The 21,923-nt window shown below is 34.2% G+C and carries 22 protein-coding genes, 1 tRNA gene and 1 pseudogene; 15 read left to right on the top strand and 9 right to left on the bottom strand.

What is annotated here, in order from left to right; all coding sequences use genetic code 11:
- Positions 1-81 precede the first annotated feature (81 nt).
- The 6 genes from BQ5209_RS07860 to lolB form a co-directional block, all read right to left on the bottom strand.
- Positions 82-1,482: a basic amino acid/polyamine antiporter gene (locus tag BQ5209_RS07860; protein ID WP_085247989.1), complete on the bottom strand. Its 1,401-nt coding sequence runs from the start codon at positions 1,480-1,482 to the stop codon at positions 82-84.
- Between the two features lie 49 nt (positions 1,483-1,531).
- On the bottom strand, positions 1,532-2,302 hold the full coding sequence (gene ddaH / locus BQ5209_RS07855; protein WP_085247988.1) for a dimethylargininase: 771 nt from the start codon (positions 2,300-2,302) through the stop codon (positions 1,532-1,534).
- A 270-nt stretch (positions 2,303-2,572) separates the two neighbouring features.
- On the bottom strand, positions 2,573-3,124 hold the full coding sequence (apt, locus tag BQ5209_RS07850) for an adenine phosphoribosyltransferase (protein WP_085247987.1): 552 nt from the start codon (positions 3,122-3,124) through the stop codon (positions 2,573-2,575).
- Between the two features lie 230 nt (positions 3,125-3,354).
- The gene (locus BQ5209_RS07845) at positions 3,355-4,416 is read right to left on the bottom strand and encodes a bifunctional transcriptional activator/DNA repair enzyme AdaA (RefSeq protein ID WP_085247986.1); all 1,062 of its coding nucleotides are present in this window, start codon (positions 4,414-4,416) and stop codon (positions 3,355-3,357) included.
- Between the two features lie 265 nt (positions 4,417-4,681).
- Positions 4,682-5,521, bottom strand: coding sequence for a 4-(cytidine 5'-diphospho)-2-C-methyl-D-erythritol kinase (ispE, locus tag BQ5209_RS07840; protein WP_085247985.1), 840 nt, complete (start codon positions 5,519-5,521; stop codon positions 4,682-4,684).
- Positions 5,522-5,533: 12 nt separating this feature from the next.
- On the bottom strand, positions 5,534-6,154 hold the full coding sequence (gene lolB / locus BQ5209_RS07835; RefSeq protein ID WP_085247984.1) for a lipoprotein insertase outer membrane protein LolB: 621 nt from the start codon (positions 6,152-6,154) through the stop codon (positions 5,534-5,536).
- A 163-nt stretch (positions 6,155-6,317) separates the two neighbouring features.
- Between lolB and hemA the strand changes: the two genes are divergently transcribed.
- From hemA to BQ5209_RS07790, 10 genes and pseudogenes are all read left to right on the top strand, one after another.
- Complete coding sequence (gene hemA / locus BQ5209_RS07830; RefSeq protein WP_085247983.1) at positions 6,318-7,589, top strand: glutamyl-tRNA reductase; 1,272 nt, start codon at positions 6,318-6,320, stop codon at positions 7,587-7,589.
- Between the two features lie 36 nt (positions 7,590-7,625).
- Positions 7,626-7,886: a DUF1289 domain-containing protein gene (locus BQ5209_RS07825; RefSeq protein WP_085247982.1), complete on the top strand. Its 261-nt coding sequence runs from the start codon at positions 7,626-7,628 to the stop codon at positions 7,884-7,886.
- A gap of 125 nt (positions 7,887-8,011) precedes the next feature.
- Positions 8,012-8,254: a zinc ribbon domain-containing protein gene (locus BQ5209_RS07820; protein ID WP_085247981.1), complete on the top strand. Its 243-nt coding sequence runs from the start codon at positions 8,012-8,014 to the stop codon at positions 8,252-8,254.
- Between the two features lie 98 nt (positions 8,255-8,352).
- Positions 8,353-8,439 (top strand) — tRNA-Leu (locus BQ5209_RS07815).
- 232 nt (positions 8,440-8,671) lie between these two features.
- A pseudogene (locus tag BQ5209_RS10605) lies at positions 8,672-8,764 on the top strand (integrase core domain-containing protein); the annotation flags it as partial.
- 135 nt (positions 8,765-8,899) lie between these two features.
- On the top strand, positions 8,900-9,877 hold the full coding sequence (locus tag BQ5209_RS07810) for an HlyD family secretion protein (protein WP_085247980.1): 978 nt from the start codon (positions 8,900-8,902) through the stop codon (positions 9,875-9,877).
- A gap of 40 nt (positions 9,878-9,917) precedes the next feature.
- The gene (locus tag BQ5209_RS07805; RefSeq protein WP_167370329.1) at positions 9,918-11,078 is read left to right on the top strand and encodes an ABC transporter permease; all 1,161 of its coding nucleotides are present in this window, start codon (positions 9,918-9,920) and stop codon (positions 11,076-11,078) included.
- On the top strand, positions 11,075-12,265 hold the full coding sequence (locus BQ5209_RS07800) for an ABC transporter permease (RefSeq protein WP_085247978.1): 1,191 nt from the start codon (positions 11,075-11,077) through the stop codon (positions 12,263-12,265). The genes BQ5209_RS07805 and BQ5209_RS07800 overlap by 4 nt, the downstream gene beginning before the upstream one ends.
- Positions 12,266-12,559: 294 nt before the next feature.
- On the top strand, positions 12,560-13,279 hold the full coding sequence (locus BQ5209_RS07795; protein WP_085247977.1) for an epoxyqueuosine reductase QueH: 720 nt from the start codon (positions 12,560-12,562) through the stop codon (positions 13,277-13,279).
- Between the two features lie 162 nt (positions 13,280-13,441).
- Complete coding sequence (locus tag BQ5209_RS07790; protein ID WP_085247976.1) at positions 13,442-14,050, top strand: CDP-alcohol phosphatidyltransferase family protein; 609 nt, start codon at positions 13,442-13,444, stop codon at positions 14,048-14,050.
- Between the two features lie 21 nt (positions 14,051-14,071).
- Here the strand turns inward: BQ5209_RS07790 and BQ5209_RS10930 are convergent, their stop codons facing one another.
- The gene (locus BQ5209_RS10930; RefSeq protein ID WP_279626439.1) at positions 14,072-14,197 is read right to left on the bottom strand and encodes a hypothetical protein; all 126 of its coding nucleotides are present in this window, start codon (positions 14,195-14,197) and stop codon (positions 14,072-14,074) included.
- Between the two features lie 538 nt (positions 14,198-14,735).
- Here BQ5209_RS10930 and BQ5209_RS07785 point away from each other — a divergent pair.
- The 3 genes from BQ5209_RS07785 (at position 14,736) to BQ5209_RS07775 (ending at position 16,493) form a co-directional block, all read left to right on the top strand.
- Positions 14,736-14,969, top strand: coding sequence for a hypothetical protein (locus BQ5209_RS07785; RefSeq protein ID WP_085247975.1), 234 nt, complete (start codon positions 14,736-14,738; stop codon positions 14,967-14,969).
- A gap of 182 nt (positions 14,970-15,151) precedes the next feature.
- On the top strand, positions 15,152-16,090 hold the full coding sequence (locus BQ5209_RS07780) for a phosphatidate cytidylyltransferase (RefSeq protein ID WP_085247974.1): 939 nt from the start codon (positions 15,152-15,154) through the stop codon (positions 16,088-16,090).
- A 139-nt stretch (positions 16,091-16,229) separates the two neighbouring features.
- Entirely contained in the window at positions 16,230-16,493 is a 264-nt protein-coding gene (locus BQ5209_RS07775; protein WP_034913021.1) for an HPr family phosphocarrier protein, read from the top strand.
- Positions 16,494-16,613: 120 nt separating this feature from the next.
- On the opposite strand, the gene BQ5209_RS07770 is transcribed toward BQ5209_RS07775, so the two are convergent.
- Complete coding sequence (locus BQ5209_RS07770; RefSeq protein ID WP_085247973.1) at positions 16,614-17,975, bottom strand: APC family permease; 1,362 nt, start codon at positions 17,973-17,975, stop codon at positions 16,614-16,616.
- 367 nt (positions 17,976-18,342) lie between these two features.
- Here BQ5209_RS07770 and BQ5209_RS07765 point away from each other — a divergent pair, with 367 nt between their 5' ends.
- Positions 18,343-18,777: a PTS sugar transporter subunit IIA gene (locus BQ5209_RS07765; RefSeq protein WP_085247972.1), complete on the top strand. Its 435-nt coding sequence runs from the start codon at positions 18,343-18,345 to the stop codon at positions 18,775-18,777.
- Positions 18,770-20,158, top strand: a complete 1,389-nt coding sequence (locus BQ5209_RS07760) for a PTS fructose transporter subunit IIC (protein WP_085247971.1) — start codon at positions 18,770-18,772, stop codon at positions 20,156-20,158. The genes BQ5209_RS07765 and BQ5209_RS07760 overlap by 8 nt, the downstream gene beginning before the upstream one ends.
- 74 nt (positions 20,159-20,232) lie before the next feature.
- Here BQ5209_RS07760 and BQ5209_RS07755 read toward each other — a convergent pair whose 3' ends face one another.
- Positions 20,233-21,915, bottom strand: a complete 1,683-nt coding sequence (locus tag BQ5209_RS07755; RefSeq protein WP_085247970.1) for an amidohydrolase — start codon at positions 21,913-21,915, stop codon at positions 20,233-20,235.
- Positions 21,916-21,923: the final 8 nt, after the last annotated feature.

The following is a 21,923-nucleotide window of genomic DNA, read 5'->3' as shown; positions in this document are numbered from 1 at the left end:
GCTTGTATTCCTTTTATATATTCGTATTTTTTGCTCATATGAGGCTTTTTGAGATTGTCAAAAAGCCTCGACTAAATATGATCAGATCAAGAAGTATAAAATAGCGATGACAGCTAATAGGATAATTGCAATAGCATACACTTTGTCGTGTAAGTAACTAAATGCTGGTAAAGATCGTTCCTTTCTGGCATAGAGATAAAAACATAGTCCTACACTATAGAGTATCATGGAAAGTAATAAATAAGTTGTACCACCAGCATAAATCAACCATACTCCATAAATCGATCCTAAAGCGCCAATCATAATTAAATAGGCTTTGCCTTGTTGAATAGCCAATTTGAAAACAAAAAGTGCCGAAAGCAAGTAGGGGATCAGCACCATTGATGTTGATAACTGGATTAAGGTGTTGTAGCCCGATTGATTGAAATGAGCAAGGATAATTAATACCGTTATTAAGCTTGTTGTTAACCATAATGCGTTGGAAGGTGTACCCGCTTTGTTGAGTTTACCAAAGCAACTTGGCACCGTGTGCTGTTTGCCTTGACCGCTTAAAAATAGCATTTCGGCAGCTAGCATTAGCCACGATAATAATCCTCCACTGACCGATACGATTAAGCCGATGTTGATCAAGGTCGCCCCCCAACTACCAATGACACGTTCAATGACTAAGGCCATTGATGGGTTTTTCATTTGTGCCAGTTCTTGCTGTGGCACAATGCCAAGCGATAACACAGATACACAAATAAGTAATAAACTGGTAATGGCAAAGCCAAAAAAGGTTGCGCGACTAATACTGATAATATTTTTGGCTCTTTTGGCATAAACCGTTGCGCTTTCAATTCCTAAATAGACCCAAACGGTATAAAGCATGGTGTTTTCAACTTGATCAATAATTGATCCTAATTGCGGTGTTCCCCAAAAGTCGATCTTAAATGTCGAGATTTTAAAGGCGAGGCTAACACAAACAATAAATAAACCAATAGGCACAATTTTAGCTAATGTAACTAAACAATTTAATAAAAAGGCGCGATATATTCCTTTTAATACAAAATAATGTACTATCCATAACAATAAAATAGCCGCAATAACTGCCGGTAATGTGGTGCCATGACCAAAGAAGTTTAAGCTATCAAAAGATCCTAATGCGCTAAATAAAATAACTAAGTAGCTAGTACACGACATCCATGCCGATATCCAGTATCCCCATGCTGCATTAAAGCCGATATAATCGCCAAATCCTTCTCGTACATAGCCGTATAATCCATCATTGATTTTGTAAAATCGGATCGATAAATATTGAAATACCCGTGTTAGCATGAACATGCCTAAAAGGGTTATTGTCCATGCAATTAAAATCCCTGCAGTCCCTGACCCTTCGGCCATATTTTGCGGTAGGCTAAAAATTCCACTTCCTACAATACTGCCAACAACTAATAGAGTAAGGGGAAGTATGCCTAGCTTTTTTTGTATTGGTGTATTCATAGTTCGCTTATTGTTAAGTTGAGTATTAGTAGGTTTTCATTCAATCATTTTAAAATCGTAATGACATGCAACTTACGCCACCATCTATTTTTCGATATTCAGAGGTATCCACTTCGATAACTTGGTAACCAAGCTTTGCAATTTTACCTTTTGTGATTGGGTAGCCTGCAGGCATAATAACGCGGTCGTTAACCCATATGCAGTTAGCCGCATAACTTTCTTGCTCAGGGATTTCAATAATATTAAGGTGTTGGAATTCGGGTTTAGTGATAAATTCGCCTGTTGCTAATAAGTTGTTATTCTCTAAATAAGCAAGACCCGTTTTTAGATGTAACACTTTTTCGAGCTTAACTACTGAGCCAGTTAATCCGTACTTTTCTAAAATAGCTATCATTTGGTTAGCACCAGCTTGGTTGGTTCGAACCGATAAGCCAATGTAGTAGTGGTTTTCAACCATCATTATATCGCCCGCTTCAACTGTACCGGGTGCGTTAATTCTTTCCACTTTATTTGGATAAAATCTTTCGATGGTGTCAGCAATAATTTCAGTTTCTTCCCTGCGGCTTTCGGCTCCAGGTCTTGTAATAATGGCGCAATATGGCGTACAAAGGACTGCATCTTCAACAAATACCGAATCTGGAAAGCGTTCATCGGCGGGTAAAATTGTGATATCAACATCGCACAGTTGTAATGCTCGGATGTAATTGTTGTGCTGATCTAAGGCTTTTTGATAATCTGGTTTGCCTAAAGAGGCTGATGTTAAACCATTAATTAGTGATTTAGCGGGCATTCTTGCAATAATGTGGTTAAATTTTTTCATTTTATTTCCTTTTAAATAATTATGCTTTATTAATGAATAATAATTCACATTTAAGGCTTTATCAAGATGTAAAGTGTGTTTTTATTCGTTTTTAGTTGGTTTTTTATTGATTTCTTATTTTAATTGGGGCATCTGAATTTAGGTGAAGTGAAGCGTATATATATTTTGTATGAAATAAGAATAACTTAATGATTTTATTATAGAAAGGAAAAGAAATTAAAGGTACTTAAAATGAAAAAAAGGCACCAAGCGTGCCTTTAATGATAATCATTATTCGCCGTCAAAATTAACTAAAGTAAAGCAATCAATCCCCATATCTGTTAACTTTGTTTTGCCTCCTAAATCCGGTAAGTTGATCACAAATGCGGCATTTTCGGCAATACCACCAGCTTTACGAATTAAGTTAGCTGTTGCAGCGATCGTTCCACCTGTAGCGAGTAAATCATCAATAATTAATACCCGTTCACCCGGTTTAATGGCATCTGTGTGAATTTCTAATGTATCTGTACCGTACTCAAGTTGATATTCCTCTTTAAATACGTGACGAGGTAATTTATTAGGTTTACGAACAGGAATAAAACCTACACCCAATGCTAACGCAATTGGCGCTGCAAAAATAAAACCTCGGGCTTCTGTGCCAACAACTTTGTCAATTTTTTTATTACGATAATGATCAATTAGTAATTCAACAGTGGTTTTAAATGCAATAGGATTAGCAAGTAAACTGGTAATATCACGAAACAAAACCCCATCTTTTGGGTAATTGGGAATGGTAAGTATGCTGTCTTTAATTAATGCAAGTTTTTCTTGTAACTGATTCATTTAAATGCTCTCTAAGTCTTTTCTATAAGAGTTGCTAGTTTTTCATTATATACCTGCAAACTTTTTAGTTGCAATAAAGAAACTGTGATTTCATGCCGAAACCTAGCAATACTTATAAGTTAGTATATCCGTGTCATTAGTACGATAGTGATTAATTGTTAAATAATACCATGTTGTAAAAATTTCTTTTTAAGCACTTTATGTTTTTTTACAAATTTTTACAAATGCATTTAATTTTGATTTGTGTGATTTTTTTCATGTTCAATTAACCAGCGTTTTCTTTCTAATCCTCCGCCATATCCCATTAATTCACCATTTGATCCAATGACTCTGTGACAAGGTATGATAATTGCGACTCGATTAAACCCATTTGCGTTTGCAACTGCACGTATAGCATGTGGATTATTGATGTTTTCTGCTTGTGCTTTATAGGTAGTTAGTTTGCCATAAGGGATCTGCTTTAAACTGTCCCAAACTGTTTGCTGAAAATCTGTTCCTGGTGTATACAAATTGACACTAAAATGTTGTCTTTTTCCTTGAAAGTACTCAGTAATTTCTTCTTTTGCTTGTTTTATATGCTGGTTATCCCCAAAAATTATCTGCAATTTTAACTGTTTTTGCAGCTGTTCGAATTCGGTTTCTAACATTCGTCTGTCGACAAATTCTAATAAGCAGATCCCTTGATTAGTGGAGCATATAAACATAGGTCCTAATGGCGTTGTTAAGCGATTAATTAGGATAATGTCTTGGTTAATGCTTATTAATGGGGAATTTTTGGTGATTTTTTTATAGGTATATCCAAAGCCACTTAAAGATTCATATCCTGTATCATAAGCGGTATTAATGACATTTTTGCCGATTTTAAGCTCTTGAAAGGCATGATTAATTCGATACATTCTTTGGTAGGATTGGAAAGTAATACCATAGTGTTTTTTGAACCAGCGTCTGACTGTTTCGGGAGTTATTTGATGTTCTTTTAATTGTGTATCCGATATTTTTGTTTTGGGATTTTGTGTAATTAATGTAATAGCTTTAACAACTTCTGGTGGTGCTTCATTTGCGTTTTCAGTTGGTTTACAAATTTTACAAGGGCGATACCCTGCATCAAGCGCTTCTTTAAAAGTGCTAAAAAATTCTACATTTTCAAATTTTGGTTTCTTTGCTCGGCAAGTCGCAATACAAAATATCGATGTTGTTTTAACGCCTGCGTAAAATATCCCGATATAGTGCGCATCCTTTGCCAGTAAAGCTTGATAATATTGTTTTATTTTTTCGACATTAGTAATAAGCATAGTTTTTAAAAGTCTCAATTTTAGTTAATTTAATAACTGAGGAATTAGCAATCCGGCTAGCATATTAAATAAACACGAAGCGTTGCAACCGAAAAAAAGACAACTATTTTTTATTTTGTTGGTTAGTTTGATTTGAACTTAACTATTATTAGTGATAGCAAGATTAGCGCTTGGCACAAATGTAGCTTATTTAATATTTAACCATTGGCATTATTTATAAAAAACCTTAACCATCTAATGATATTTTTAGATTAAGGTCTTTTGTTTAATTTGCGTATAAAGGTGAAGAGTTTAATGATTTAGCCACAAAACTATGGATTGAGAGTTCTTTAAGTTTGTTTTGAATGGTTAATGCTTGCTGCTTTGATTCACACTGTGTAAAAACACATGCACCGGTGCCGGTTAATCGAGTAGTACCATATTGAGAAAGGTAAGTAATTATATTGTCTACTTTAGGATAGCGTTTTCGAACAATGCTTTCACAATCATTTTGCAATTCGTTAAACGGCAATGAAAGCAAATCGGTGATGTTTTGGACCGGTGTGTTACGAGTTAGCTCAGGATCATTAAAAATTTTAACTGTAGATATTTCAATATTAGGGTAAGTAACTAGATACCAATATTCTGGTATATCTACAGGTTGAAATTGATCGCCAATTCCTTCAGCAAAAGCAGCATGTCCATAAATAAAAATAGGGACATCGGCACCAATGTTTCGTCCTATATCCATTAATGTTTCAGTGGATAAGTTAAGTTGCCATAACTGATTAAGTGCTACTAATACCGTAGCTGCATTGGATGATGCACCACCCAATCCACCACCCATTGGAATTTTTTTATCAATTGTGATATCTACACCTAAGTCATTGCGGTTGGTATAATTTTTTAGTTGTTCAGCGGCAATGACAATTAAGTTTTTATTAGCCGGTATGTTTGCAAAATCGGTTAATAAGTTAATATTGTTATCTTTGCGCGTACTAAAGGTTACAGTGTCATAATAGTCGATAAATTGAAACAACGTTTGTAAATTATGATAATTGTCAGCACGACGACCAGTAATATATAAAAATAAATTTAATTTAGCAGGAGATAACCACTGTTTCATCACTATTATCCATTATCTTAAAATCCAATTACTAATTTTTAAGCGGACAACTTCGTCATCATGCGTAAGTTCGATAGTAGCTGGCAAATCAATTTTTTGATTTTTATAGGTATAAACTGCATAACTTGGAATTTTTAATGTCCATTTATGGTTATTTTGCATAAATACGGTGGAAACTAATCGTCCTGAATTATCTAATTTATCAGTATTGATATTGTCTGAAAAACCTTTTAGCCAATTGTGTAAAGAATTAAGTGGGATATTTACGTTAGATATTTTTTTCATAAGATTTTCAACATTGACATCTTGGTAGCTTTCACCATGTTTATCAATCAATTGAGCATAATTAGGCTCAGCGTTTAAAGTTAAAATGTTGGTACCAACCGGTGAGGTCAATTTGACTTGGTAATTATCGGTTGATTGTTGAGTTATCAAAAATCGTCCATAACTACGTGATTTATCACTTATATAAGCGATACTACCTTTTACTTGAAAAGCGTTTATTTGTTTTAGATTTTGTTGATGAACTTGCCACTGTTGCGCAACCGATGTATTGTTTTGAGATTTCGTTGTTTGGCAAGCCGTGATAAGTAACGGTAGCATGATAATTAAAGCATATTTAATTTTAGACATGGAATAACTCTTAGTTGTTTATGCCAACAATGGCAGTATTATAACTGATAATTTGCTGAATAAGAAAAAGAACCTTTATTGTTTTTTTATGTATAATATAGTTTTTAAAAACGCTTAATAAAATAATTATATCAAATATAACCTGCAAAAAAGAAGCGATGCAATGTCCATTACAATTTTTGGTGTTAATCATAAAACTGCGCCAGTCGCTTTAAGGGAAAGACTTGCTTTTCCTACTGAGATTGTCGATAAAGCGCTATATAGCTTATACCAACATCCTTTGGTTGAAGGGTGTGTGATTTTGTCTACCTGTAATCGAACTGAAATTTATTTAAGTTATGAGTATCAAACCGATTATCTAAGATTAAAACAGTCGGTAGAAAGTTGGTTGGGGCAATTTCATCATCTTGATATTGATCTATATCAAGACTCACTTTATTGGCATGACGGTCAACAAGCTATTGAACATTTGATGTCGGTGGCTAGTGGTTTGGACTCAATGATCATTGGTGAGCCACAAATCTTAGGACAAGTTAAGCAGGCATATAGTTTTGCTCAAAAACAAAACTGTTTATCTGTCCAATTAAAAAAACTATTTCAAACAGTATTTCATGTGGCAAAAATTGTCCGCAGTGAAACCAATATTGGTGCTAATACGGCATCTGTTGCTTATGCTGCTTGTTTAGTTGCTCGTCATCTTTTTGTTGATACTTCTAGTTTAAATATTATGCTTGTTGGAGCAGGGAAAACGATAGAGCTTATCTCGCGCTATCTAAAACCGCATGGGTTTAATCACGTGATTATTGCCAATCGTACCCGTGAAAAGGCATTAAAACTTGCGGCTGGTATCGATGCAGAAATCATTTCATTGCCTGATATCGCTAATCGACTTAAAGATGTTGATATTGTGATTAGTTCAACAGCAAGCCCTTTACCTATCATAGGTAAAGGCATGGTCGAACGTACCTTACATGCTAGAAATTATCGTAAAATGTTGTTTATTGATTTAGCCGTGCCTCGTGATGTTGAGGAAGAGGTTAATCAGCTCAATAATGTGCATCTTTATACTATTGATGACTTACAAAAAACGGTTGAAAGTAATTTAGAACAACGCGCTATTGCCGCTAAAGAAGCACAATATCTTATTCAAGAACAAGCTGAATATTTCATTGATTGGATTAAAACTAGACATGCAGTTGCTTATGTTAAGCAGTATCGGAGTAATGCGGAAAGTATTAAGCGTGAATTACAAATAAAAGCTTTAAATGCTATCAAGCAGGGTGCTAATATTGACGATGTTTTTGCTGAGTTTTCCCACCGTTTAACCAATAAATTAATCCACGCACCGACTCAAACATTACTCCATGCCGCTACACATGATTGTGATGACTGTTTTAAAGTGCTTAGTAAAGGTTTAGGCTTAAAAGAACATTAATAAATATATCGAATTGCCTAAAAGACGAGGAATAATTTGGATCAGATTGAATTTTTTGATATCCCAAGCCCTTGTAAACGGGTTTGCGAAACTGATAAACAAGGCTATTGTATTACCTGCTATCGCTCAAGAGACGAACGCTTTAAGTGGTTAACCTTGAGTGATAGCCAAAAGCAAGATGTTTTGCGTTTATGCAAACAACGGGCAGCAAGGCGTCGTTATTTATTATCACAGCAACAACGACAACCACAACCACAATTAAATCCAATCACATCACAATTTGATCTTAATTTCTGAAAAATCTATTTAGTTCTGTTTAATTGTATATTGTAATCTTGTGTAACTAAGAGTAGGCTTTTTTATACATATAATAAAGATGGCAATTATTAAGTCACTTTTTAAATTTTATTGGGACTTAGAATATGAAAATGTGTATTGCTTGTGGCATGCCAATGACAGCTATTGCTGATTATCCGTTGCTTGATATGTCAAAAAGCTATTGTAAACATTGTGCTCGTAAAGATGGCACAATGAAAACATTTGACGAAAAATGGTATGAAGTCACATTACAATATGCTAAAAATCATAATGTTGATAACGCAGTGGCTAAGCAAACGGCTTATATAATCCTTAAAAAATTACCCGCATGGAAACCTAGACGGTAGCTTGTTTTTTAGGCATATAAAGCACTTTACGAGAATACTTGTTGCAGATATTGCAAAGCTAAGTATAATGCTAACGTTTACTTATTTACACGTTTAATGCCAGTGTGGCGAAATTGGTAGACGCAGCGGATTCAAAATCCGCCGCCCTTAAAAGCGTGTCGGTTCGAGTCCGACCACTGGCACCAATTCAAAAAAGAACACCAGCAACAGGCTGTTTTTTTATGTCTAAAATATTATCAAAACTAGGCTCTACTACATTTAGTTAACTTGTCAACCTATCTCTACTCAAATTGCCTCAAAATAAGAGTAAAAATGATATAATTAAACAAATTGCTCGAAAAGATCAATATGGCATATTTTTCCTATTCATCAATAATAAAATAATAATTCTTTTCTAAGAATCACACGAATTATATTGAGGTCAGTAATCTATATCAAAACGGTTACATTGAACCATTTAACCGCACTTATCGAACCGAATTGTTAGATTTGTATCTTTTTAATAACCTAGAATAAGCAAAGGAAATGACTGAAGAATGACTCACCATACCACACCATATGTTATTGCGTATTTTAATATTTACCTTTATATTATTGCCAATAATCTTATTCTAGTTTTACTCTAATCATTTATAAGCACAATTTATGCATAAAAAACGTCTTTTTTGGATTGTAGCAATCATTGCTGTTATTGCTATGGTCACTGTTATATATCTTGCTAATCAACCTAATACCATTATTTTACAAGGTGAGGTTGAATCTAACCGAGTTGATGTCGCAGCCAGAGTACAAGGTCGAGTAATTCAATTTAATTATGATGTTGGAGATGATGTTAAACAGGGCGATGTTCTTCTTACTCTTTCAAGTCCTGCATTGTTAGCTCAGCTTGCAACAGCAGAAGCACAATTAAAAGTGACAATGGCAAGTCGTGATAATACTTATAGTACTAGACCAGAAACAATTGAAGTGCAAAAGGCGCAGTTAGATAAAGCAAAATCGGATTTAGCTTTAGCGCAAACTAGCTATGAACGAATTAATCGTTTAGCTAAAAATGGAACTGTTTCAAAACAAAGTTATGATGAATCTTTTAATCAATATCAAGCAGCCATTAAGGCTTATGATGCAGCTAGAGCTAACTTAGCATTAGCCGAAAATGGTAGTAGTATAGAGCAGAAAAAATTAGCTGATGTACAGGTTGAACAGTCAGAAGCTGCGTTGTTACAAGTAAAAGCGGATGTAAATGAATTAACTTTAGTTTCTCCTATTAGTGGTCAAATTACAACTCGTGTTGCTGAAACAGGACAGTTATATAGCCCAGGCACGCCACTTTACTCTATTATTGATTTAAATGATATTTGGTTTACTTTTAATATTCGTGAAGATTTGCTAGGAAATCTTAAAGTCGGTGATACGTTTCAAGTAAAAGTGCCAGCATTAAATAATCAAGTTATTGATGTTAAAGTCACCGTATTAAATGCCTTAGGTCAATATGCAAATTGGCAAGCGACTAAAGCGACTGGTGACTTCGACCTAAAAACTTTTGAAATGCGAGCAAAACCAATTAATGACGTGGCAGGGCTTCGTCCAGGAATGAGTGTTACCACAAAGTGGCAATCTCACTAACAGAAATAATATGGAGATTCTACACAAAAAAAGGGCACTTATGTCTCATTCGCTATTAGAAGTGATTAGATGGGAACTTCGTAAATTAATTAAACAACGTTTTTTATTTATATTGGTTTTCATCTATCCTTTATTATTTATTTTTTTATTTCTTTATATGTATCATGCTGGCGTAATTACCCAGATACCTATTGCCGTTGTTGATCAAGATACAAGCAAATCATCGCGCACATTAATTCAACAAGTAGCTGCTTCACCACAGCTTGAGATAGCTGAACGTTATCAAGATCTTTCTTCAGCCAAACATGCGTTGATTAAGGGGGAAGTTTATGCCGTGCTTTTTATTCAGCCGGAATTTGAAAAAGGTTTAATAGCAGGTCATCAGCCAGAAGTAGTGGCTTTTTATAATAATCAGTATATGTCGGCTGGGACGATTATTTTTCGAGCGATGAGCTCTGCATTAAAAACAGCTAATAGCCAAATAATACTGCAAGGATTGCTAGAAAAAGGGATTGCATCATCGGTAGCGCAAGGTCAAATGCAAACTATTCCAGCTAGTTTACATCCTTTATATAATCCCACATTAAATTATCTATATACCTTAATTAATGGTTTAATCCCCACGATTTTGCAGATCATTATTATGATGGCAATGGTTACCAGCATCACTCGTGATCGCTTTGCTGCAACAAGTTATCAGCAAGTCTTACAACTAGCTAATCATAATATTTTTATCTTTTTATTGGGGCGTATCTTTCCGTATTTTCTCTATTTTTTATTTTGTCTAATTTTATTTGATACAGTTTTAATCACTTATTTTAATTTACCATTAAATGGGCATTTTATATTGCTTTTCCTTGGTGGTATTGGGTTTACTCTGACTTCATGTTTATATGGGATTTTTTTTGGTTTAACTGGATCAACACTAGCACAAGCTTATGGCAGTGCAAGCTTAGTCGCTTCTCCTAGTTTTGGATTTACTGGTCTGATTTTCCCTCGCCTTGCTATGAATAGTTTTGCCTATATTTGGGGCGCTTTATTACCCGTAACATGGTATATACAAATTCGACTTGATCAAACATTACGAGCGCCGAATGTGATGACTTCGTTAGAACCGTTTATTTATTTATTGATCCAATTTAGCGTTATGGTATTGCTTATTACTCTTTATTTACAAAAAATCCGTAGGCGGTTAATATGATTAAATCTTTATTATTAATTTCCTATGATGAACTAAAACGCATTTTCCAAAATAAAGCGATAGCTAGTATCATGTTTGTGGGGATTTTTATCTATTTCTTCTTTTATCCTCAACCTTATTTGCATGAAGCGATACGAGATGTTCCCATCGCTGTTATTGACCAAGATAATACCAACTATAGTCGAGAGTTAGTCAGGCAAATTGATGCCAATAAATCCATTAACATAAACTTACATATTGCGGATTTACAGACGGCTAAAAAAATGATTGAAGAGCGTAAAATCTATGGGGTAGTGCTGATACCTTATCGTTTTCAACAACATATTTTAGAGAGCAAAACGAGTCCGATCTCATATTATGGCGATGCGAGTTATATTTTAATTTATAGTAACGTTGCTACCGCAATTAATACCGTTGCTAGCAATTTTGGGGCTAAAATTTCCATTTCACGAAAAATAGCGCAAGGCGTTGATCCAGCTGTTGCAACCAATAGTGTTTCACCGTTTAGTACTCAGCTGATTAGCTTATTTAATCCTCAATCAGGCTATGCAACCTATGTTATTCCTGCTGCCTTTATTTTGATCTTATATCAGACATTACTTATTGGTAGCATTTTATGTCGTCTATTTAGCAAAGGTTCTGATTTTGAAATAACTGTGATTAATAAACAGAATAATGCGGTCTCATCCGCATTATTATTGCTTTCGGGCAAATTATTAACTTATTTAGCACTTTATTTAATCTATTTTATTATTTATACCGTATTTGCTAACTATTGGTATGATTTACCGCGTCTAAGTCATCTTATTGTTTCGTTGTCGTTTATTATTCCTTTTATTTTTTCTACAGCATTATTAGGTAAAGTTATATCACATTTTGTCCATACGGTCAGTGATGTGTTTTGCTTAATTATACCGTCAAGTATGGTTATATTTTTTGTTACTGGTTTATCTTGGCCAAAAGAATTAATGCCGCCTTTATTCCATTTTATTGGCGATATATTTCCAGCGGTACCAGCCATAGTCGGTTCAGTAAAAATAAATCAAATGGGTGCAAGTTTTGCTGAATTTAGCGCACAATATTGGCATTTGTGGATATTAACCATTGTCTATTTTTGTATCGCATTCATTCTTGAAAAACGTGACATCAAAAAGGTAATGGCTGGGAATGTTAGAGAAAAAAAATAAAATAAGATGGTCTTATTTATCATAAGTAGTCGACTTAAACAGGATTGTTTCAGCGTTAACTGCTAGGCTTGTCCTGTGTATTTACTGGTTTATGCGGATTGATTTTTTTCGCTTTATAATAAAACTTAATGATTGAGATGAAATATTACCAATTGCCTATAAATTCAAATATAAAATTTTAGCTTCCATCTTGATGGTTGGTGCGTATCACTATATGATAGCCAGCCGACTAAATACTTAGTTGCTAAAACAAAAATAGAAAACAAAATTAAATATAAATATAAATGAGTTACCATGTTAATTAATGCTAAAAATATACTCGAAAAATTAAATCCACATAATAAAGTAAATTACGATTCTGTATTAAAAGAGGTGATTACTAATTGGCAATTAAAATCAGTGCGACCAAAGTTATTGATTCATAGTTGTTGTGCGCCGTGTAGTACATATGTTTTAGAATACTTAGCGCAATATGCTGATATTACGATCTACTTTGCCAATTCTAATATTCATCCTCGAGTCGAATATGAATACCGTAGTGTGGTGCAGCAAAAATTTATTGCTGATTTTAATCAAAAAACCGGAAACAATGTACAGTTTTTAGAGGCGCCTTATCAACCAGCTGAATTTATCAAAAAAGTTGGTCATTTACGTGATGCGCCAGAAGGTGGGGAACGTTGCCATATTTGTTATAAAATGCGATTAGATTTAGCCGCAATTAAAGCTCAAGAACTAGGTTTTGATTATTTTGCAAGTGCATTAACCCTTAGTCCTAAAAAAAATAGTCAGAAGATTAACGAGTTAGGATTTGAAATTCAAGAGTTATTCTCAGTAAATTATCTTCCTTCTGATTTTAAAAAGAACAATGGTTATAAACGTTCGATTGAGCTTTGTAAAGAATATGATGTGTATCGTCAATGTTATTGTGGCTGTATTTTTGCAGCTAAAGCACAAGGTGTTGATTTAAAAAATGTGATTAAGCTTGCTAAGCAAGGATTACAACAATCAGCATGAGTAGTTTTTATTGTTTTGTTTCAATCTAAACCATAAAATCATACTTATCAATTTGTTATCTACTGTTTTACAGACATATATAATTATAATAGGTTTAAATAGTATATCTATGTTATATTTATATAAATATAGCATAGACTATCAAACTAGTAGGATTATAATGTGTTGTCAATTTATCAATTAAAACCCAAATTTCAAGCATTCCTTAGACCTTATACTACCTCTCTTTATAATGCTAGGATTACTGCTAATCAGGTAACATTAATTGCATGTTTTGGCTCTATTATTATTGCGTTAATTGTTGGATTACTGGCTCAGTATCAATGGATTTTTTTTCTGATTCCAATATGGATGTTTATCCGTATGGCACTTAATGCTATAGATGGTATGTTAGCTAGAGAATATGACCAAAAATCAAATCTGGGAACTTATTTAAATGAGATTTGTGATATTGTGTCAGATAGCGCGTTGTTACTCATTTTTACGCAACTTGATGATGTTAGTAACTATTTAGTTATTTTTGTGATTTTATTATCATTATTAACTGAATATAGTGGAGTGTTAGGGGTTATGATTGGCGCTTCACGACGATATGATGGTCCAATGGGTAAAAGCGATCGTGCATTTATTTTTGGTGTGATAAGTCTAGGTATCGCGACTGATTTATTACCTTTAAATGGGATCAATGCGCTATTATGGATCATCAGTGTTTTGCTTATTTATACTGTATGTAATCGGATTCGAAAAGGGATTCAAGAAGTTCAAAAATAATGATGAATTAAATCTACCCGATTATTCGATCTCTGCTTGGGATGCTATAGGCAATAGTAAATCAGTAGGCGAACGTGGCGATTTACCTAATTTTGCATAATTAACTAAATATATGAGCCTATCAAGCAACGATATTTGCTTCGCCATGAAAATATTACCATTATTGCACAAAGTGTTGGTAGTTGTTATTACTTTGATTTGGATACATGACGATGTAGTAAATATTCTGGTTTTAGTTTAAGTTCACCGGTTTGATTAAGTTTTATATTCCACTCGGCTCTTCGGATTCTGTGGTAATTCATAAAGCGCAAAATAATACAATCATTTGGGCCATAGCAAAAAAATTAATATATTCCAGATCTTTATCATGATATTTTTGGTGAGAAACATCTAATGTATGCAATTATTGCAAGGGAATTTATTATTGGCTATGTTGCCAATCAACCCAATTTAGAATTGTGATGCGATGATAGTGATATTAGAGTGACAGATTGGCAAGCGTGAATATGAATAGTAGAAAAAGTTTCAAACCAATTGTTTGGTTATTGTTGACAAAAAGAGTACCGAGTTTAGATAAAGCTATAACTATAGTAAAAGAAAGCGCGTCATAGTAGGGAGTCATTTTAGCTAAACAACATTTAATATTTATAGGACTGTTTTTTACAAATAGACAAAGGAAGTCAGTATGCTCATTTCTGCCAATATACATTTAATAACAGGTATTAATCAAACTACACGGATAACAGTTTGTTGTTTTTTTGTTGAATTAAAAAAAAAACATTATGCTCTGCGGAACAAATTTGATAAACGTTTGTTTGATTATTTAGTCACCCATATTTATCAATTACCAAATACACTTACTGAGTTGGATGCATTCCTACCATTTAATTTACTCAAAAATCATGCCGATTGCCAGTAGGCTCGATCAGTAGCGCCCAAAAGGGAAAAGAGCTATTTAAAAAAAACAGTTATCTGACTTTTTTACAGATATTATTGTTAATAAGAACATTAATCTATGCATTATTCATTTTCACTAGTTAAGTAAAATCTAAAAAAATAATAAAATTAAATAAGATATAAAAATAAAATAAGGAGATTAGGATGTATAATTATCTACAAGACGTTGTATTATTGTTTGGTGGTATTGGTGTGTTATTGGTTGTGGCATCGATAATTGGTTTTTTGTTAAAACGACGCTTTAAAAGCCCAAATAGTGTTATTGATAATCTCAATACTCGCATTAATGCATGGTGGGTAATGGTTGTGATTATTGGTATTGCTTTTTTATTAGGTAAATTGGTTGTAATTTTTCTATTTTTTGTGGCATCTGGCATTGCGTTGCGAGAGTTTTTAAGTTTAATACCAGATAGTCGTTATGATTTTTATGCATTGAAATTTGCTTATTTTGTTGTTTTGCCTCTGCAATATATTTTGGTGGTTATGTCATGGTATGGATGGTTTAGCATTTTTATTCCTGTCTATGGATTTTTGTTATTAGCAATTTTGGCTGCAATTACAGGCTCAACCCATAACTTTTTAGAACGAACCGCTGAAGTGCAGTGGGGGCTAATGATTTCGGTTTATTGTATTTCTTATGTACCTGCACTTTTAATATTACCAATCGACAATTACCAAGATAGGAACATTCTTTTGATTGCTTTTTTAGTATTAATTGTTCAGCTTTCTGATGTGTTTCAATATGTATTTGGAAAATTATTCGGTAAACACAAAATCAGCCCAAATTTATCTCCCTCTAAAACCGTTGAAGGGTTTATTGGGGGAACATTATTAGCAAGCTTAATTGGTGCTTGTCTATTTTGGTTAACACCTTTTAGTTTTATGCAAGCAGGTTTAATATCTCTTATGCTTACATTATTAGGTTTTCTAGGCGGATTAGTAATGTCAGCTATTAAACGTGATAGAGGCATAAAAGATTGGGGAAATTTAATCGATGGTCATGGTGGTATGCTCGACCGTTTAGATTCTGTTTGTTTTGCAGCACCTATCTTTTTCCATGTTGTACGTTATTTTTGGGCATAACTTGTTTACCAAATTTAGATAATCAAAATAGTTTATATTAATTATACAAATTCACACCTAAAAGAAGAGCAAAACAGTTTAATTTGTGATATAACTACAGGTATTGTATTAACTTTAAGATATAAATAAGGACTTTATTATGTTAAAAGAGCAAATGGTAGTAAAAAATTCAACAGGATTGCACGCACGTCCTGTTACAACTCTAGTTAAATTAGCTGGTCGTTATAAATCATCAATTGAGCTTGTTTATAATGATAAAGCTATCAAATTAAAAAGTATGATGGGGTTACTTGGAGCAGGTGTAAAAGGTGGCTCAACGGTTGAAATCATCTGTGATGGTGAAGATGAACAAGCTGCAATGGATGAAATTCGCGAGTTATTTGCAACAGGCTTTGGTGAATAATTACTGAGTTCGTATAGTAATTATTTTCAAAAAAATCATTCCGTCGACAATAGTCGACGGAGTTGTAAAGAAGGCGTTAACTAAATACTTTATAGTAGATGTATTTATCTAATTAGATGGTTAATCTTTGATAATAGAATGTAGCTCTTTATGATCAATCGAAGGTAACAAACGCGTAAATCCTCGCGTAAGATAAACTAAATAAAGAAAACCAATTGCCAACCAAACTAAACCAACGATCATCGCTGTTGCATCAAGGCTTGTCCATAACCATAATGAAAGTAAAACCCCAATGGCTGGTAACACTCCATATTTAAATAGGACAGAGGCTGTTTTTGTCTTGATATCGCCTAAATAGCTTTTAATTACACATAAATTAACAAAGGTAAATGCAACTAAAGCGCCAAAACTGATCATTGAAACAACTAAACTAAGATCTAATACCAATGACAGTAATGAAAAACAGGCGACAAAAATAATCGACAAGTAAGGGGTTCTAAATCGTGGGTGAATCTTATAAAAGATTTGTTTAGGTAACACACCTTCACGCCCCATGGCATAGAATATTCTTGATACACTCGTTTGAGCTGTCATTGCCGATGCAAAGACACCAGTTAAATATGCCGCTTGGAAGAAATTATACATAAAATTACTACCTAATTGGCTGAGATTACCAACTTGACGAACCACATCTAAACTTGCAGTATCTTTATTATCGATAAAATCACTCCATTTAGGATAAGCTAAGTGAGCACAATAAGAAACCATTAAAAAAATACAACCAGCAATAAGAACAGTCCAGATAATGGCTCTTGGTAGCGATTTTTGAGCATCGTTAGACTCTTCTGCCAAGGTGGCAATGGCATCAAATCCTAAAAAAGCAAGGCATAATATTGCTGCACCAGACATTAAACCACTAAAATCACTTGCATTGACTTGTAGTGGTTTTATCATTGCTTCAGGGGTTAAATCCACATTAACTAAAGTCAAAAATATAAATAACCCAATAAAAATCATCTGAACAATAATTAAGGTGAAATTTACCGAATTAATCAACTTAATACCCAGATAATTTAAGAGACTAACACCAATCAATGACCCAAGTACAAATACATACGCAGGAACGCTAGGAAATGCTTCATTAAGGTAAATACCTAGTACCAAATAATTTAATATTGGTAAAAATAGGTAATCAAGGATTTGTGCCCAACCCACCAAAAATCCAATTTTTCCACCAAACGTATGTTGAACATACGAATAGGCAGAACCAGCAATTGGAAGCTTATTTGCCATTCGGCAATAGCTTAATGCTGTAAAAAAGATCATTGCTAGAGTGATAATATAGGCTATAGGTAAGTGACCGTTACTTAATACTGTCACTTCCCCATAAGTGGTAAAGATCCCCAAAGGAACCATATAAGCTAAACCAAATGCAATTAATGCAGGTGTGGTTAAAACTCGTTTCATTTTTATTGCGGACATGACTTTGCTCCTCTGTCCCAAAAAACAATAAAAAACTACTAAGTATAGTTTTGCCTTTTTACCCGCTTAAAGCGGCAGGGAATTCTGCCATATTGTGATAATTATGCAAGTTAATTTTTAGTAAAATGGTACTTAAATAAGCAAATTATAAGCTTTAAAGTGCTTTACGAGTTATTTTAGCTCAATTTAATTTAGGTTATTAGGTTAATGGATTACGCTTCTATTTGCATATTTGTGATCCAAATCTATTATTTATTAGACAAAATAAGTGTCAGTATAAACGAATTATTGTATATTTTATCTACAATACATGTAGGGTGAAAATTAATTATTGTGAATAATCTATTATCAGTAAGAGGACCCATTTATGCAGTCAATCCCTGTTGTACCAGTTGATTTAACCGGTGATACTGTTAATCAAAAATCATCCGTTATCCATTTAATGGTTGAAACTAGCCAAACTTATTTAACCAATGTCAAAACCTTCTTTGACGATGTGATGGCACATGAACAAGAAATGGAAACGGATGTGTTACCTGATATTGCTTTGCCACATGCTAAAAGTAATGCGGTTAAAACGCCATTTATTGTAGTTGGGAAATATAGCGATGGCATCATTTGGAATAATGATAATAAAGTGAAGTTAATCGTGATGATTGGCGCGCCAGAACACGCCAATAAAGAGCACTTATCCATTATTGCGAAATTAGCATCGAATTTAGCTAATGATGATTTTGTCGAAGATTTGCTTAAAAGCGATATTCAATCTGTGGCAAATAAGATTAGAGGTTTATATGAGTAAAAAAAAGATTGTTGCGATTTGTGCGTGTACCGCAGGGATGGCGCATACTTATATTGCTAAGCAAAAAATTGAAAATGAAGCAAAAAAACGTGGTTGGGATTATAAAATCGAAACACAAGGTGCCGCAGGTATTGAAAATTCATTAACCGAACAAGATTTTAAAAGTGCCGATGTGATTTTATTAGCAACTGATATTTCAATTGAAAATGCCGATAGGCTTGAGCCTTATAAAAATGTCATAAAAGTGAGTACTGGTGAAGCAGTTAAAAATACTGCCAATATTTTTAATAATGCAGAAACTATGTCGACTAAAGTGGTTAAAGATAGCGTCGGTAAAGAGATATTTAGAGCGTTAAATACAGGTATCAGTAAGTTTTTACCCGTTATCATCGCATCGGGAATACTTTTTTCAATTGTGTTAATGACAGGTGAGGTAACAAACGATACTATTTTGCCAAGTAATCAATTTTTTATGGATTTAAAACAAGTTGCCTTATATGGCTTTGCCATGATGGTACCTGTGCTTGCTGCTTATATGGCTTATTCCATTGGTGGTAATGCTGCTTTAGCACCTGCATTTATTATGGGTTATGTGGTTAATAATCCAATTGGTGCTAATCAAGTCAGTACAGGATTTATTGGTGCAATGATTTTTGGTATTTTAATTGGTTATTTTGTTAAATGGTTCAAAACAGTTAAAGTTCATCCAGTAATAGCTTCGGTTATGCCTGTGATGATTATTCCAACTGTAACGATACTTGTGATGGCACCACTTTACATTTATGGTTTATCTTATCCGCTTGATTGGTTTGTTAAAGCCATGGTCGCAACGTTAAAAGGTATGTCTGAAGTCAATGCCGCATTCTTAGGTATTGGTATTGGCATATTAGCCGCGTTAGATATGGGGGGACCATGTAGTAAAGCCGCAACTGCATTTACCTTAGCTGCAATGGCTGAGGGAGTTTATGGTCCAAATGGCGTATTTCGTATGTGCTGTGCTATTCCGCCATTAGGTTTAGCTATGTCATCATTGGTTGTGTCACGTTCAAAATACACCAAAGAAGAGAAAGAGTTTGGCATTACAGCTTTCTTTTTGTCATTAGCGGGTATTACCGAAGGTGCGATTCCTTTTGCGGCTAAAGATCCAAAGCGTATTATTATTGCTATTGTTGTTGGCACTGCCATCGCAGGTATGCTAGGAATGATTAATGGGATTGAATCATTGGTAGCATTTGGCGGGTTAGTTGCATTAGGTGGGGTGACTAAAGCAGCCGCGTGGTATGTCATTGATATGTTTATTGGCGCATTAATTATTGCTGCTATTTTACATTTAACGAAACCAACAGCAGTAGAAACTGAGGTAGTAGCTGAAGTTGACTAGAGGCTGAATAATGACTCATGCTACACCAATCGTGATTGGTGTAGCAATGCATTAATAAATAATTGAAGTTTAAACTATGCTTGCTGGTAAACTATTTGACCGCCCACAATCGTTGTTAGTACCTTGACATTTTGCATATCTGTTACTGGGATGGTAAATGGATTACGATCTAAAATAATCAAATCAGCAAATTTACCTTTTTCAATTGAACCTATGTATTGATCTTGTTTTAACACATAGGCGGCATTAATAGTGGCACTACGTAATACTTCAATAGCGGTTAGATTGCGATCACTGTTTAACCGAGGATGATCGGCATCGATTTGTCTAGTCATTGCAATTTGGAAATCGTACCACTCATTTAATGGATCAATTGGCCAATCGCTACCAAAAGCGCATGTTACACCTGCATCAATATATTGCCCATGTGCTTCTAAACCGTTATAACGTTCTGGACCAAATAGGGTTTGATATTGTTCAACCATTGCAGAACTACAACCAGCCCACTGGAATGAAAACACTACACATGCATTTAATTGTTTGTATCTAGTAAATTGGTGTAGTGCGCTTAGTTCGTTATGCGCAGTGCTTGGACGAATATCGGCATCAGGTAATGCTTTACGCATTTTTTCAATGGCATCAAGTACAACTTCAATAGCCCCTTCACCAACTGTATGCATATGCGGATGAAAACCAGCTCTTGCAGATTCAAGTATTAACGCATCTAACATTTCAATGGAATAATAAAGATCACCGTAACGATCTTTTTCGTCGGCTAAATTGTACGGTTTAAGCAAGCGAGCGGTCATTAAAGGTGCTTGCATTACGCCATCTACAAATAATTTAGTATGTGATATTTTAATGCCAGGCTTAGGTTGCCAGTTTTTGTCATCGTAACGTGCGGCGAACTGTTTAACTTTGTTCAGTAAAGTTGGAATTTCTTCTATTGATGATACATCATCTGGTGGTAACTCGCGCGCGCCAAATAAGCGAATAGATAGTTGGTCTTGTTGTTGTAGTTTTAAAAATGCCTCGGCTTGGGTTTCAGTAATTCGAGCATCCATAACAGCCGTAACACCTTGTTTATTAAGTTCTGCTTGCGATAATTTAGCAATGTTTACGGCTTGTTCATCGGTGAGTTTAGATATACTGTCAAACGCACGCATGGCAGGGGCATCTTCTAATATACCATTTAATTCACCGTCATCAGTACGTCCAATCTTTCCATCAGTTGGTTCTGGTGTGTTTCTATCTAAACCAAATTTCTCTAAAGCAATGCTATTGGCAACTAAAGTATGGCAATCATTTGAAAACAAAATAACAGGTCGTTTTGTATTAAGTCTATCGAGATCAAAGCGAGTAATATCAGTACCAATCGGTAGTACTTCTTGTCGCAACCACCCCCGAACTTGTAACCAATTTGCTCTGTTATCTGTCACATTTTTATCTAAATGCTTTTGAATAATCGCTAAAGTATCATCAATGGTTAAGCTTTGATAATTTAAATTACAAGAGCATAACTGCATTCCACCCCAAAATGTATGTAGATGTGAATCGATGATCCCAGGCATCATTGTTTTACCTTGCAGATCATAAATTGTTGTATGATTATCAACATAGTGACTGTTATTTATTTCTTGCGTGGTGCCAGTTGCAATAATATAGCCATTTTCGATTGCTATTGCCTCGCAGATACTGTCTTGTTTGTCTGCGGTGTAAATATAGCCATTAATATAAATAACATCTGCTTTAACCATTATGGGGA

This window comes from Gilliamella mensalis, from assembly GCF_900103085.1.
GTDB lineage: Bacteria > Pseudomonadota > Gammaproteobacteria > Enterobacterales > Orbaceae > Gilliamella > Gilliamella mensalis.
The sequence above is the reverse complement of the archived record's forward strand: the minus strand, read 5'-3'. Positions and strand labels throughout refer to the sequence as shown.

Excerpts from the sequence above, each read along its gene's own strand:
- BQ5209_RS07860 (WP_085247989.1), bottom strand. The coding sequence starts at position 1,482 with ATGAATACACCAATACAAAAAAAGCTAGGCATACTTCCCCTTACTCTA.
- ddaH (WP_085247988.1), bottom strand. The coding sequence starts at position 2,302 with ATGAAAAAATTTAACCACATTATTGCAAGAATGCCCGCTAAATCACTA.
- apt (WP_085247987.1), bottom strand. The coding sequence starts at position 3,124 with ATGAATCAGTTACAAGAAAAACTTGCATTAATTAAAGACAGCATACTT.
- BQ5209_RS07845 (WP_085247986.1), bottom strand. The coding sequence starts at position 4,416 with ATGCTTATTACTAATGTCGAAAAAATAAAACAATATTATCAAGCTTTA.
- ispE (WP_085247985.1), bottom strand. The coding sequence starts at position 5,521 with ATGAAACAGTGGTTATCTCCTGCTAAATTAAATTTATTTTTATATATT.
- lolB (WP_085247984.1), bottom strand. The coding sequence starts at position 6,154 with ATGTCTAAAATTAAATATGCTTTAATTATCATGCTACCGTTACTTATC.
- hemA (WP_085247983.1), top strand. The coding sequence starts at position 6,318 with ATGTCCATTACAATTTTTGGTGTTAATCATAAAACTGCGCCAGTCGCT.
- BQ5209_RS07820 (WP_085247981.1), top strand. The coding sequence starts at position 8,012 with ATGAAAATGTGTATTGCTTGTGGCATGCCAATGACAGCTATTGCTGAT.
- BQ5209_RS07810 (WP_085247980.1), top strand. The coding sequence starts at position 8,900 with ATGCATAAAAAACGTCTTTTTTGGATTGTAGCAATCATTGCTGTTATT.
- BQ5209_RS07805 (WP_167370329.1), top strand. The coding sequence starts at position 9,918 with ATGTCTCATTCGCTATTAGAAGTGATTAGATGGGAACTTCGTAAATTA.
- BQ5209_RS07800 (WP_085247978.1), top strand. The coding sequence starts at position 11,075 with ATGATTAAATCTTTATTATTAATTTCCTATGATGAACTAAAACGCATT.
- BQ5209_RS07795 (WP_085247977.1), top strand. The coding sequence starts at position 12,560 with ATGTTAATTAATGCTAAAAATATACTCGAAAAATTAAATCCACATAAT.
- BQ5209_RS10930 (WP_279626439.1), bottom strand. The coding sequence starts at position 14,197 with ATGGCGAAGCAAATATCGTTGCTTGATAGGCTCATATATTTAGTTAAT.
- BQ5209_RS07785 (WP_085247975.1), top strand. The coding sequence starts at position 14,736 with ATGCTCATTTCTGCCAATATACATTTAATAACAGGTATTAATCAAACT.
- BQ5209_RS07780 (WP_085247974.1), top strand. The coding sequence starts at position 15,152 with ATGTATAATTATCTACAAGACGTTGTATTATTGTTTGGTGGTATTGGT.
- BQ5209_RS07775 (WP_034913021.1), top strand. The coding sequence starts at position 16,230 with ATGTTAAAAGAGCAAATGGTAGTAAAAAATTCAACAGGATTGCACGCA.
- BQ5209_RS07770 (WP_085247973.1), bottom strand. The coding sequence starts at position 17,975 with ATGTCCGCAATAAAAATGAAACGAGTTTTAACCACACCTGCATTAATT.
- BQ5209_RS07765 (WP_085247972.1), top strand. The coding sequence starts at position 18,343 with ATGCAGTCAATCCCTGTTGTACCAGTTGATTTAACCGGTGATACTGTT.
- BQ5209_RS07760 (WP_085247971.1), top strand. The coding sequence starts at position 18,770 with ATGAGTAAAAAAAAGATTGTTGCGATTTGTGCGTGTACCGCAGGGATG.
- BQ5209_RS07755 (WP_085247970.1), bottom strand. The coding sequence starts at position 21,915 with ATGGTTAAAGCAGATGTTATTTATATTAATGGCTATATTTACACCGCA.